At 73.8% G+C, this 13,157-nt stretch carries 10 protein-coding genes; 3 read left to right on the top strand and 7 right to left on the bottom strand.

What is annotated here, in order from left to right; translation table 11 throughout:
• The 5 genes from ACN261_RS23335 to ACN261_RS23315 form a co-directional block, all read right to left on the bottom strand.
• Complete coding sequence (locus tag ACN261_RS23335) at positions 1-930, bottom strand: ABC transporter permease (protein ID WP_421481789.1); 930 nt, start codon at positions 928-930, stop codon at positions 1-3.
• The gene (locus ACN261_RS23330; protein WP_425852123.1) at positions 927-2,558 is read right to left on the bottom strand and encodes an ABC transporter substrate-binding protein; all 1,632 of its coding nucleotides are present in this window, start codon (positions 2,556-2,558) and stop codon (positions 927-929) included. The genes ACN261_RS23335 and ACN261_RS23330 overlap by 4 nt, the downstream gene beginning before the upstream one ends.
• Positions 2,559-2,930: 372 nt before the next feature.
• On the bottom strand, positions 2,931-3,470 hold the full coding sequence (locus tag ACN261_RS23325) for a flavin reductase family protein (protein ID WP_421486800.1): 540 nt from the start codon (positions 3,468-3,470) through the stop codon (positions 2,931-2,933).
• A gap of 340 nt (positions 3,471-3,810) precedes the next feature.
• Positions 3,811-6,891: a VWD domain-containing protein gene (locus ACN261_RS23320; RefSeq protein WP_425852121.1), complete on the bottom strand. Its 3,081-nt coding sequence runs from the start codon at positions 6,889-6,891 to the stop codon at positions 3,811-3,813.
• Between the two features lie 118 nt (positions 6,892-7,009).
• Entirely contained in the window at positions 7,010-7,840 is an 831-nt protein-coding gene (locus tag ACN261_RS23315; protein WP_425852120.1) for an alpha/beta fold hydrolase, read from the bottom strand.
• A 74-nt stretch (positions 7,841-7,914) separates the two neighbouring features.
• On the opposite strand from ACN261_RS23315, the gene ACN261_RS23310 reads away from it, so the two are divergent.
• Entirely contained in the window at positions 7,915-8,952 is a 1,038-nt protein-coding gene (locus tag ACN261_RS23310; protein WP_425852118.1) for a sigma-70 family RNA polymerase sigma factor, read from the top strand.
• A gap of 47 nt (positions 8,953-8,999) precedes the next feature.
• Here the strand turns inward: ACN261_RS23310 and ACN261_RS23305 are convergent, their stop codons facing one another.
• Positions 9,000-10,337, bottom strand: coding sequence for a glycoside hydrolase family 43 protein (locus ACN261_RS23305; protein ID WP_425852116.1), 1,338 nt, complete (start codon positions 10,335-10,337; stop codon positions 9,000-9,002).
• Positions 10,338-10,417: 80 nt separating this feature from the next.
• Between ACN261_RS23305 and ACN261_RS23300 the strand changes: the two genes are divergently transcribed.
• Positions 10,418-11,599 (top strand): ROK family protein, encoded by a 1,182-nt coding sequence (locus ACN261_RS23300; protein ID WP_421481779.1) that lies wholly within the window; start codon positions 10,418-10,420, stop codon positions 11,597-11,599.
• 134 nt (positions 11,600-11,733) lie between these two features.
• On the opposite strand, the gene ACN261_RS23295 is transcribed toward ACN261_RS23300, so the two are convergent.
• Positions 11,734-12,144 carry a RidA family protein gene (locus ACN261_RS23295; RefSeq protein WP_357926723.1) on the bottom strand — a complete coding sequence of 137 codons (411 nt, stop codon included), beginning with the start codon at positions 12,142-12,144 and terminating at the stop codon, positions 11,734-11,736.
• Positions 12,145-12,216: 72 nt separating this feature from the next.
• Here ACN261_RS23295 and ACN261_RS23290 point away from each other — a divergent pair, with 72 nt between their 5' ends.
• The gene (locus tag ACN261_RS23290; protein WP_425852113.1) at positions 12,217-12,591 is read left to right on the top strand and encodes a winged helix-turn-helix transcriptional regulator; all 375 of its coding nucleotides are present in this window, start codon (positions 12,217-12,219) and stop codon (positions 12,589-12,591) included.
• The last annotated feature ends 566 nt before the right edge of the window (positions 12,592-13,157 follow it).

The raw sequence follows: 13,157 nt of genomic DNA, 5'->3' as shown, positions 1-13,157 counted from the left end.
TCAGCTCCTTCGCAGGCGCGGGTCGACGAGCAGGTAGGTCAGGTCGGCGGCGGTGTTGACCACCACGTACACGGCGGCGGAGAGCGTCACCACGGCCAGCACCACCGGCATGTCCTTGCTGGTCACCGCGCTCAGGGTGACCTGGCCGAGGCCGGGGCGGCCGAACACCTGCTCGACGATGACCGCGCCGCCGAGCAGGATGCCGAACAGCCAACCGGCGAGGGTGACCGCCGGCAGCAGCGCGTGCCGCAGGGCGTGGCGCAACAGCACCGCCCGCTCGCGTACGCCCCGGGCCCGGGCGGTCAGCACGAACGGCTCGTCCAGCGCCCGGTCCAGGCCGTCGCGCAGCACTTGGGCGAGCAGGCCGGCGATGGGCAGGGCGAGGGTGACCGCCGGCAGCACCAGGGCGGCGGACCCCCGGTCGCCGGCGACGGGGAACAGCCCGTACCGGAAGGAGAGCACGCTGAGCAGCACGATGCCGATCAGGAACGGCGGGGTCGAGACCAGCAGCAGCTCGGCTGCGGAGCTGATCCGGCGCGGCCACCGGCGACGACGGCCGGCGGTGCCGACCGCCACCACCACGGCCAGCAGCACCCCGAGTCCGGCGGCGGCGACGGCGAGCGTCGCGGTGGGGGCGAGCTGCTCGCCGATCACCTCGGCGACCGGGCGTTGCAGCAGGTAGGAGCGGCCCAGGTCACCCCCGGCCAGCCGCCACAGGTAGTCGAGGTACTGCACGACCGGCGGCCGGTCCAGGCCCCACTCGGCGATGATCTGGGCGCGGATCTGCGGGGTGTCCGCGCCGTCGCCGACGATACTGTCCACGGTGTTCCCGGGCGCGGCCAGCAGCGCCAGGTAGGCCGCGGTGGCGGCGGTCCACAGCACCACGAGTCCGGCGGCGACCCGACGGGCCACCGCCCGCAGCAGGCTCACCGCGCGATCCACAGGTCGTAGGCGCTGGCCGGCACCCCGGCGGTGGGCTCGAACCGCACCCCGCCGACGGCGGTGCTGGCGGCGATCTGGTCGGCCGGGGCGTAGAGCGGCAGGGCCAGCGCCTGGGTGGTCACGACCCGCTGTTGCAGTGCGGCGTAGCTCTCGGCCCGCCGGGCGGGGTCGGTGGCGGCCTGCCCGGCCGCCAGGAGCCGGTCGAGCTGCGGATCGGCGACGCGGGTGCGGTTGATGCCGCCTCCGGAGTGCAGCAGCAGGTTCAGCGCCGCCCCGGCGTCGGTGTCGGCGCGGGAGTTGTCGAAGACCTCGTACTCGTTGCGGTCGAACGCCTGCTGGGCGGTGCCCTGGTCGACCACGGAGACCTTCAGGTCGATGCCGGCGCTCTGTTTCACCGCCGCCTGCACTGCCTGGGCGAGCACGTCGCGGCGGTCCCGCACGTACGGGGCGGACTGCACCAGCCGTACGGTGAGCCGCCGGCCGTCGCGGGTGCGGTAGCCGTCGGCGTCGCGGCCGGTCCAGCCGGCCTGGTCGAGCAGGCGGTTGGCCTCGGCGGTGTCACCGCCGTAGCTGCCCTCGAGCCGCTTGTCGTAGAGCGGGCTGGACGGGCTGACCACGCTCCACGCCCGGGTCGCGGTGTCGCGGTAGACCGAGGCCAGCACGGTGTCGACGTCGAGGGCTTCCCGGAACGCCTGCCGGACCCGCAGGTCGTCGAAGGGGACGTGGGAGACGTTGAGGTAGTACGTGTAGGCGGAGCCGGAGTTCAGCTCCCGGGTCAGGCGCAGCCGGGGGTTGCCGGTGATCGACGGTTGGTCGGTGGCGGGCACGCCCTCGATGAGCTGCACCTGGTTGGCGGTGAGGGCGCCGATCCGGACGGCGGACTCCCTGAGGAACCGGTAGGTGATCTCGTCAAGGTGGGCCGGGCCGGTGTGGGTGGCGGTGGGTGGGGCCCAGTCGTATCCGGGGTTGCGCCGGTAGTGCAGTTCCTGACCGGGGACGTACCGGTCGAGTACGAACGGTCCGGTGCCGACGACGTCGACGCCCCCGGCCTTGAGGTTCCTGGCCTCCCGTAGCGATCTCGGGGACACCTGGGCGCCCTGCGGGGAGGCGAGGAAGTCGAGGATGAGCACGTCGGGGGCGGTCAGGGTGAGCCGTACGGTGTGCGGGTCGACGACCTCGACGGCCCTGAGGTGGCGCAGTTGCACGGCGGCGACGGCCGGGGCGTACCCGGGCTCGCGGAGTTTGTCGAGGTTGGCCTTGACGGCGGCGGCGTCGAACGGGGTGCCGTCGGTGAAGGTCACTCCGGCGCGCAGCGGGAGGGTGTAGGTCAGGCCGTCGGGGGTGGTCTGCCAGCCGGTGGCCAGCCAGGGCACGGGCCGGCCCTGCGCGTCGTAGGTGAGCAGCGACTCGAAGCTGTTCCAGACCAGCAGGCGGGCCTTGGCCTGTGCGTACTGGTGCGGGTTGAGGGTGATCGGTTCGGTCTCGACAGCCCAGGTGAGCGCGCCGCCGGGGCGGGGCTGCCCGGCGGCCTCGACGGCCGGGGCGGTGGCGGTGGCGCAGCCGGCGAGGGCGAGCACGGCGGCGACGGCGAGGGTCCGCAGGGGGCGGACGGGCATGGCGGGTTCTCCTGTCCAGGCAGGCGATCGGGTACGCCGACACCCGGCCGGGCGGGGTGCGCGGGCCGGTGCGGTGTCGGGAAGGGTGCGGCGGTCAGCTCGGCGGTGAGCCCCACTGCGACAGGCCGGGTCGGCGCGTCGGGTCCGGGTGTGGGTGCCGGGTCAGGCCAGACAGGAACTCGACCACACCCGACCGAAGTCGATGTGGCCGCGGGTCGTCAGCCGCAGCTCGCTGGACATGGGTCGAGTCCACCTCCGGGATGCCGGTGGTGTCAACGGAACGCGCGACAGATGTCGGCTATCGCACCGATGGATGTCGATCCGTTGACGCAATATCTACTAAAGCTATAGACTTTATGGGTATTGCGTCCGTCAGGCGGCGGGGCGGCGGGTGACGCCCTCCGGGCCGCCGGCCAGGCCGGCGTAGCGGCCCCGGTGGTAGAGCAACGGCGATCCCACGTCGGCGTGCCGGACCAGCTCCGGCTCGGCGAGCACGATCGCGTGGTCGCCCACGGGCACCCGCTCGACCACCCGGCAGAGCAGCCAGGCCAGGGTGTCGTCGAGGATCGGCACCCCCTCCGGCCCGGCCTGCCACCGGGTCGGCGCGGCGAACCGGTCGATCCCGCTGGTCGCGAAGGTGCGCGCCAGGTCCTGCTGGTGGTGGGCGAGCAGGTGCACCGCCACGTGCCGGCTGCGGGCCACCGTCGGCCAGCTCGACGCCCCGAGGTGCAGGCAGAACGAGACGATCGGCGGGGCCAGCGACACCGAGGTGAACGAGGTGGCGGTGAAGCCGACGGCCGGGGCACCGGGGGCGGTGACCACCACGACCGTGCTGGCCTGGTGGCGCAGCAGCGTACGCAGGGTGTCGGCGTCGGCCTCGACCGGCGGTGGACGATGGTCGGACTCGGTCATCGCAGGGGCCTCCCGCACGGGGGTCGAAGGGTCACGGCGGCACGGCGGACGCCGCGCGGGCCTACGGGATCCGCCCTACCGGCGGCGATGGCGGTCGGCGCTGTGGCGCGGCGACCGCAGCCGGTCAGGCGGCGGGGGACGGCCCGGGACACCGCTGGGCGGCGACCCGCATCAGGTCGACGACCCGGCGGGAGGTGAACAGCCGGACGAGCAGCACCGGACCAGTTTCCTATCGAATCGATAGGATTTCAAGCCCCGTCCCACGCCGGCCCCTCCCCACTGATCCACGGGTCAGGACCGATCGGCCGGTGCCGGGCGGCCCGCCGCCGACCGGCACCGGTCACCGGCGCAGGGTGAGGGAGACCGCGCCGGTGGCCGCGCCCGACGGGTCCACCACGACGGTGTAGTCGCCGGTGCCCGGCAGGACGGTCGCGCCGATACCACCGCCGCCGGCGACCAGGCAGCCGGTGGCCACCGTCGCCCCGTCGGCGTCGCGCAGGGTCAACGGGGAGCACTGGTCGGGCAGGGTGACGTCGCTGGCCGTCACGGTCACCGACGTGCCGGCCGTGCCGGTGAACCGGTAGCTGAGCACCGCCCCCGGCCGGTCGACGGTGGCGACGACCGGCGGGCCGTCGAGGGTGATCGCGCCGACCCGGTCGGCGGAGACGACCAGCCGCAGCGCCACCGTGCCGACGCCACGGTCCACCGGGTCCACCAGCACGGTGTACGTCCCGTCGGCGGGCAGCAGCGTGCCGTCGACCTCGCCGACGCCGTTGACGACGCAGCCGCCGTTGAGCCGTTGCCCGTCCGGGTCGAGCAGTTCCAGCGGGGAACACTGGTCGGGCAGGGTGCTCTGCGGAACCTCGACGAAGACCCGCTGGCCGGCCCGGCCGGCGAACCGGTACCGGGCCCGGCTGCCCGGCGCGTCGAGCGTCGCGGTGACCGCCGGCGCGTCCGGTCGCAGGGTGCCTGTGGTGTCCCGGGCCGCGTAGACCCGCACGGTGGCCCGCCCGGTGCCGGCACCGGCGTCGACCGCCACCGTGTACCTGCCGTCGTCGGCGAGGTCGGTGCGGTCGACGTGGCCGAGGCCGCCGACGGTGCAGCCGCTGGCCACCTCCGTCCCGCTCGGGTCGAGCAGCCGCAACGGGGAACAGCCGTCGGCCAGGCCGGGCGCGGTGACATCGACGAACACGGCGTCCCCGGCCCGGGCGGTGAAGGTCAGCGGCGTACCACCCGGGGTCAGCGAGCCGGTGGCGAGCGGGGTCGCGGCGATCGGCGCGGGGGCCGGCCTGACGATCCGCTCGGTGCCGACGCCGCTGACCGCGAACTCGGGACGGCCGGTCACCCCGACGTCGAGGACGCACTCGGCGAGCTGCCGGGCCTCGGTGATGCCGGCCCACCGGCACACCTGCTCGGCGCGGGCCCGTCGGGCCGGGTCGAGGTCGTCGACGGTCACCTCCCGCTGCGGGAACTCCCGGTCGGTGAACGAGCCGGTGTCCTGCCCGTCGGCGTAGCTGAACAGGGAGGTGTCCCCGGTGACCCGCCAACCGTCGGCATAGGACGGGTAGAGCTGTTCGAACGGCACGGGCTGGCGCAGGGCGGCCCCGGAGGGGGCGGCGACGTCGTCGGCCGGGTCGCCGTCGAAGTCGCCGAGCAGCCCGTGGACCTTCCCGGCCCGACCCGCCACCAGCTTCACCAGCACCCGGTAGCCGTACGGGCCGATCGGGTCGACGGCGGCGGCGGAGCCGTCGGGCCAGCGCAGGTCGTAGCCGTCGGCGGCACCGGTGTCGGAGTCGCGGCGGGTGAGCCGGCCCCCGCCGGGCAGCTCCGTCGCGCCCGGCGGCACGTCCCGGGCCGTGCCGTCGACGCGGACCTCGGTGTGGCCGTCGACCAGGGTGAGGGCGACCCGGTGCACGCCGGTGCGGAACGCGACGGCGGAGTTGACCGACACCGTCCGCGAGTCACCCATCGGTGTCTGCCGGACCTGCACCGCCAGCGGGTCACCCGAGGTGGACGCGACCAGTACGAACTCGCCGACGGCCTGGAAGTCGTAGTAGTGCCGGTCGAAGGTGACCAGGTGCGGGTCGCCGTTGGTGCCGCCGCAGTCGCCCCCGTCCTCGCAGAGTTTCACCGGCCCCTTGGGCGGCGGGGTCTTCTTCGTGGGCTTCCTGCACTCGTCGAGGCTCCTGGGCAGGGTCCTGCCGGCGTACTCGGTGCGCGGCGGCAGGCCCTTGGCCGCCCGGTACCTGTTCTCCGCCAGGGTCGCCTTCACCTCGGCGGTCTTGATCCCGGTGCCCCCGCACTCGCCCGGCGGCACCGCGTCGCGGGAGATGTCGTCGGAGTGGTTCAGCTCGTGGTACAGCGCCGCGCACGGGTCCCGGGCGACCCCGTCGCCGTACGGCTCGACCGAGGTCGGGTTCCAGGTCACCGTGGAGGAACCCTTGCCGTCCTTGCTGTCCGGGGTCTCGAACGAGCCCGACCCGCCCGGGGTGGGGATGATCCGCACCCGGGGGGTCGTGGCGTCCCGCAGCCGGGGCAGGATGCCCGCCGGGTCGCCGCCGGCCGCGGCGAACCCCTGGAGGCAGCCGTCGACGGCGGCCTGGAAGTCGACGCCGGGTACCGGCACGCCGGCACCCGGGTCGACCTGGTAGTCGGCCCGTGCCGGCCGGACGCCCCCGCCGACGACCGCGCCGGCCGCGACCAGCAGCAGCGCGACGGCGGCGGCCGGGCGACGGCGGGTCCGCCGCAGGAGCAGCAGCGCCAGCCCACCGGCCAGCACCGCCAGCAGCAGCACCGCCCCGCCGAGCAGCCAGCGCCACCACCCCGGCCCGGAGGTGTCGCCGCCGACGGTGAAACCGACGGTACGCAGTGCCGTCGTCCCCGTGCAGGGGTCGGCCAGGCCGGTCACCGGCAGCGCCGTCCAGCTCGCCGTCACCTCGTAGCGTCCGGCCGCCCCGACCGGCCACCGGGTGTCCAACCCGCCGCCGGCCGGGGTCGCCGTCACCGACCGCAGCACCACGGCGTCGTCGCCGTCGCCGTCGTGCACCCGCACGCCGACCAGTGGCACGGTCACGCTCTGCCCGGGTGCCAGGGTCACCGTGCCGGCGGTGGCGGCGGCACCGATGCCGTCGCCGTAGAAGCTGCGGCCCAGGGCCGGGGTCAGCTCCCGCCCGTCCCGACGGACCGAGGTCACCTGCACGGTGCCGTCGGCCACGGTGGCCAGCGCGCAGGCCGTACCGGTGTCGTTGGTGACGGCGAGCGTCAACCGGACCGGCTCGCCCGGGGCGTACCGGGGGGTGCCGGTCCGCAGGTCCAGCCCGAGGCCCCCGCCGGGCGGCGCGGCCCCGGCCGGCACCGGCCCCGCCGCGAGCGCCGCCACGAGGACGGCGCACCCGCCGACGAGTCGCACGATCAGCGTCATGCGCGGCACTCTAGGGCCGCGACGCCCGCGCCCCGCGGGACTGTCGCGCATCGGTCGGCACCACCGCGACCGTCCCCGGTACGCGGGCCAGCCCCGGCCGGTCGCCGTCACCCCACCGTCACCCGGCGATGACCTCACGCAACCGGACGGCGAAGCCGGCCGGGTCGTCGGCGAAGCCGAGGTGCCCCCCGGGGAACATGGTGGGCGGCACCCCCAGGGCGGCGGCCAGCGCGCGGGAGCTGCGGTCGCACAGCTCCCCGGCCGACTCCGCACCGAGACCGACCAGCACCCGGGTCGGGCCGTCGCGCAGGGCGGCCACGTCCGGCTGGTAGCGGGTGGTGCCGCGCAGGGTGTGCAGGTACTGGTAGCGCTCGTCGGCGGCGTCCTGCGGGTCGGGTTCCTGGCCGAACATGCCCTGGATCATCTCCTCGGGCATGACGATGTTGGCGATGGCGAGGAACTTCCGCCACGCGCCCAGCCGGTCCCCCCGCCGGTAGGTGGCGACCATGTCGTCCTCCCGGGCGAGCAGTTCGTCACGGTCGTCGAGCAGCAGCACCAGCGGCGGCTCGTGGGCGATCACGGTGTGCGCCACCTGCGGGTGCGCGTGGGCGAGCGCCAGGACGGTGACCGCGCCGCCGCTGGAGCCGAGCACCGCCGCCGGGCCGGCGTCGAGGTGGGCCAGCAGCCGGGCCAGGTCGTCGGCGCGCAGTTCGGGCGTGGAATCCTGCTCGGGGTCGTGCAGCCGGCTGCGGCGGATGCCCCGTGGGTCGGTGGTGAGCACCGTGTGGTCGGTGGCGAGCAGGTCGGCCAGCGGGGCGAACGTCCGGGCGTCCATCGGGGCGGCGACCAGCGCCACCAGGGGCCCCTGGCCGCGTACCTCGAAGTGCAGGGTCCCGTCGGGGACGGCCAGGGTGGCGGTGGTCACCGGGACGGTGGTGGAGCTGCTCATGTTCGGGTCCTCCGGGTCGTGACGTGCGGCTCTTACCCGGTACAGACTTCCGGCGTGGGGCAGAATCGTCGGTCGTGAGCAGGATTCTTGCCGAGATCACGGCCGACGACCACGACGCGACGCTGACCCGCGCCCGGGGCGGGGACGACGCCGCGTTCACCGCGCTGGTCGCGCCGCTGCGGCCGGAACTGCACGCGCACTGCTACCGGATGCTCGGCTCCCCGCACGACGCCGACGATGCGTTGCAGGAGGCCCTGCTGCGGGCCTGGCGGGCGCTGCCCCGCTTCGAGGGGCGCAGCTCCCTGCGGACCTGGCTCTACACCGTCGCCACCCGCACCTGCCTGGACCTGGCCACCGGGCGGGGGCGGCGGGCGTTGCCCGTCGACCTGGGGCCGGCCAGCGAGCACGCCGTGCCGGGCGGCGTCGCCGCCGACCACGTACGGTGGCTCGGCCCCTACCCCGACGCCGCCCTGGCCGCCGGCCCGGCCGCGCCAGACGCCCGCTACGAGCAGCGGGAGGCCGTCGAGCTGGCGTTCGTCGCCGCGCTACAGCACCTGCCCGGCAACCAGCGGGCCGCGCTGCTGCTGTTCGACGTGCTCGGCTTCACCGCCGCCGAGATCGCCGCCATGACGGGCACCTCCGTCGGGTCGGTCAACTCGGCGCTGGCGCGGGCCCGTCGGCTCGTCGCCGAGCGGGTGCCCGCCCGTAGCCAGCAGCAGGCACTGCGGACCCTCGGTGACGCCCGGCTGCGGGAGGTCGCCACCGGGTACGCCACCGCGCTGGAGAACGGCGACGCCGACGCCCTGGTCGCCCTGCTCACCGAGGACGTCACCTGGTCGATGCCGCCGCTGCCGCAGTGGTACGCCGGCCTCGACGCGGTGCTGGACTTCGCGCGGGCGATGCCGTTGGGCAGCTGCGGCGGCTGGCGGCACGTGCCGGTGGCCGCCAACGGCCAGCCGGCGGTGGCCAACTACCTGCGCGCGGGCGACACCGGCCCGTACCTGCCCTGGTCGATCACCGTGCTGACGGTGCGCGACGGCCGGATCGCCGAACTCGTCTCGTTCCTCGACGACACCCTGTTCCCGACGTTCGGCCTGCCGGCCACCCGCTGACGGCCGGTGGGCGTGGCTCCCGCCCACCGGCCGACGCGTCGGTCCGCTCAGGCCAGCGGCGCGGTGAGGGTGTACGAGGCGTCCCCGGCGAAGGTGCTGCCGGCGGCGTACGGGTCGACCCGCAGCACGTAGTCGTAGTGGCGCAGGTAGCGGCCGGGGTGGTTCCACGACTCGAACGAGTAGCTGCCGCCCCCGGCCAGCCCGGTCCGGCTGCAGAAGGTGGCGTCCCCGGCGAAGACGGCACTGCCGTCGTTGCCGGCGAGCCGGATCGTGAAGTCCCAGTGCCGCAGGTAGGAGCCGTTGACCGCGCGGAACGAGTAGCAGGCGGAGTTGGCCAGGCCGGGAACGATCTGGAAGGTGGCGTCCTGCCGGTCGCCAAGCGGGCTGCCGCTGCCCAGTACGTCGATGCGGGCCACGTTGTCACGGTGGCGGACGTAGCGGTCGGGGAAGTTCGCCGAGCGCAGCGAGCGGTTGCCGGTGGGCGGGGCGGAGGAGTCCCCGACACTCTCCCGCAGCACGGTGAAGTGGCGCACCGTGCCGGACAGCCCGGCCAGTTCGGTCTTGCCGGTGAAGCCGTACAGGTCGCTGCTGTCGGCGGAGTAGTAGCGGCCGGCGCCGTACTGGTCGAAGTAGATGCGCCACCGGTTGTCGGGCAGCCGGACCAGGGCGGGGCCTTCCAGGCCGGAACCCCAGCCGGCCCAGTTGCCGGTGCCGACCCAGCTCCACGGGCCGGTCAACGCGGGGGCGGTGGCGTGCTCGATGTACTTGGTGGTCTCGTTCTTCATGAAGTTGTGGTAGGTGTTGCCGACCTTGACGATGAAGCTGTCGATGTGGTTGGTGCCGATGCCGGCGAGCGCCACCGGGGCGCTCCACGCCGACAGCGCGGAGTTCGTCGCGGTGATCCGGTAGGGCTGGAACTGCCCGGCGGTGCCGGTCTGCGAGACGGAGACGACGATGTGCACACTGCCGTCGCTGTCGACGAACCACTCGGGTGCCCAGGTGCTGCCGTTGGCCGGCACGACACCGACGGTGACGTTGCGCTGGAAGGTCCAGCTCAGGTAGTCGGAGCTGCGGGCGATGCCGATGGTGTTGCCGGTCCAGCCGGTGGTGTAGACGAGGTAGTAGTAGCCGTCGGTGTGCCGGATGACGCTCGGGTCGCGGACCAGCCCGGAGGGCGGAGTGTAGGCGTTGGCCCGTTGGAGGGTGAACCGGGTGGCGTCGGCCGAGTCGTAGACGTACATGTTGGATTCGCTGCTGTTGGTGAACGCGGTCATCAGATAGTGCGGGACCGGCCCGGCGGCGTTGGCCCGCGCCGGCCCGGCGACCAGCAGGCCACCGAGCACGCAGAGCACCGCCGCCAGGGCGCCGTAACGGGGACGTCCCATCGACACACCTCTCTCTATAAATAGATGGTTGTCATCCTGCACTATTGCCAATGGTTTTCGTAAGTGTTGCGATAAGCGCCATGGCCCGGACCTCCCGCGACATCCGTTCCGCCAACCGGCTCACCGTCGTCCAGCAGGTCGTCGCCGCCGGCACCACCAGCCGGCAACGCCTCGCCGTCGACACCGGGCTCAGCCTCGGCACCGTCGCCACCCTGGTCGCCGAACTCACCGACCTCGGTCTGCTCACCGAGGCCGGCCAGGAGGACTCCGGCGGCGGGCGGCCCCGCGGTCTGGTCGCCGCCGACCCGCACGGCGGCCTGCTCGTCGGCGTCGACGTCGCCGAGACGTACGTCCACGTCGACCTCTTCGACACCACGCTGACCCGGCTGACCGGAGCCGAGGAGGCGCTACGCCCCCTGGAACGCCGCCCCCACCAGGTGGTCCGGCACATCGTCAGCGGCATCGGCACCGTCCTGGCCGGCACCGGGGCCCGGGTGCTCGGCGTCGGGGTCAGCGTCCCCGGGCAGGTCGACCGGGAGGGCGGCGTGTCGGTGTTCGCGCCCAACTGGAACTGGCACGACGTACCGCTGCGGGACCTGCTCGCCGACCATCTGCCGCTGCCGCTGCACCTGGACAACCCGCTGCGCGCGGCCGTGCTCGCCGAACTGTGGGCCGGGGCCGCCCGGGGCCGCGACGACGTCGCCGTGATCAACCTGGGCACCGGCGTCGGCGCGGGCCTCGCCTTCGGCGGCACCCTCTACCGGGGCAGCAGCAACAGCGCCGGCGAGTGGGGGCACACCACCCTGGTCCTCGACGGCCGGCTCTGCCGGTGCGGCAGCCGGGGCTGCGTCGAGGCGTACGTCGGCGCGCCCGGCATCATGCAGACCCTGCGCGACCTGGCCCCGACCAGCCCGCTGCTGCACCCCGAGGACCAGACCGCCACCCTCGACGCCCTCGCCGCCGCACTGGCCGCCGACGACCCCACCGCCGCGAAGGTGGTCGCCGAGACCGCCCGCTACCTCGGCGTCGCCGTCGCCGACCTGGTCAACCTGCTCAACCCGGAGATCATCGTGCTCAGCAGCTGGGTCGCCGACCGGCTCGGCGACCGGCTGCGCGACGAGGTCCGCGCGGTGGTCGCCCAGCACGCGCTGCGCCGCCCGCTCGCCGCCACCGGGATCGTCCGCTCCCCCGTCGCCGGCAACCCGGTCAGCCTCGGCGCGGCCACCCTCGCCCTGGAAGGCTTCCTCACCCAGGGACGCTGAGCCCGCCCCGTCCGCCCCCGCCGCGCCCGGCCCCGGCCCGGCCCGACCTGATCGGCGCTACTTGGCCGATTTAGCGGTATCGGAGCGCTCGGATACCACTGGCTCGCCGATACAGGCCGTGTCGGACCGGGACCTCAGTCCAGGATCGCCGTCGCCTCGACCTCGACGAGAACGTCCGGCTCGAAGAGATAATCGACGCCGATGAGCGACGACGGGGGCAACGGCTGCGGCAGGCCGAGTTCCGCCGCGACATCCTCCACCCCGGCCATGAAGTCGCCGATCCGCTCCGGCGACCAGTTCGTCACGTAGAACGTCAGGCGGACGACATCCGCGAAGCCCGCGCCGGCACCGGCCAGCCCGTACCCCGTGTTGCGCAGCGCCTGGGCGACCTGACCCCGCAGGTCGCCGGCCGCGACCGGCCGGCCGGCCTCGTCCCGGCTGATCTGACCGGCCACGTGGACGTGGCGCGACCCCGACGCGACCGCGACGTGGTGGTAGGGAACGGGCTGCATCATGCCCGGCGCGGAGAAAAGCTGAACACCCATCTGACTTCCCTTCCTCGTTGGTATCTCATGGATACCTGGTGCTCCGAGGACACTTCAACGAGACTAGGTGTCATGCCGGAAACCACCCCCCTGCCGTCGGAAGCCCTCCAGATCACCCCTCCCCACCGCGAGCTGCTCGACCAGGTGCTCGACAAGTGGTCGCTGGAGGTGCTCAACCAGCTCTGCGAACGGCCGTCCCGGTTCAACGAGCTACGCCACGCCATCCCCGCCGTGTCCCAGAAGTCACTGAGCGCCACCCTGCGTCGGCTCGAACGCAACGGCATCGTCGCGCGGCACGTCCTGTCGTCGCGGCCGGTCGCCGTCGAGTACCGCATCACCCCGCTGGGCAAGACCCTCCGGCACCCGGTCGACGTGCTCCTCGACTGGGCCGGGCGGCACCTGCCCGCCATCGAGGCCGCCCGCCGGTCGTACGACGAGACCGGGTGACGTCACCGGCGCGCCGGAACCGAAGTCAGGAGGCCAAGCGGGTATCCGTTCGGCGACGACGAAGGCGACATCCTCAGCACCCTGACGAACCCTGGTGCCGGTGATCGCGTCGGCAAGCGCGACAAGCTGTTCCGGTCGCCGGTTCGTCATCCCGTGGAGCGGCAACCTCACCTCGAACACCGGATGCCCAGTCCTGACCAGCAACGACACGAGGTCTCGCCGGCAGTCATCCTCGGCGTCGATGTCTGCCGTGGACAGATCGACCCATCGCGTCCGGAACCACAGGCGCTCACCGAGCATTGTCCCGTCCAGCTGGAGGGTCCGTCGTCCACCTTGCCGTGAATCACGTCGACGTCGCACGCAGCGTCCTGGCTCCACCTCGTCGCCACGTTGCGGATCGAGGGCTGGGACGCGCAGGTGACGTGTTCTGCAGCTCCGGTACAGGTGGAGGGATCTCTGCCCAGCGGCGAGCGGTTCCACTTCCGCGCCCGACATCGTGACGTGTCATCGGGCATCGGCTTCACCCTGCGGGTCCACACCCCCCTCCTGCTGACCGGCGGGGACCG

Origin of the sequence: Micromonospora sp. WMMD723 (assembly GCF_049863385.1) — a bacterium.
GTDB classification, from domain to species: Bacteria; Actinomycetota; Actinomycetes; order Mycobacteriales; family Micromonosporaceae; genus Micromonospora; species Micromonospora wenchangensis.
Note: the sequence above shows the minus strand (reverse complement) of the source record. Positions and strands in the feature narration are given on the sequence as shown.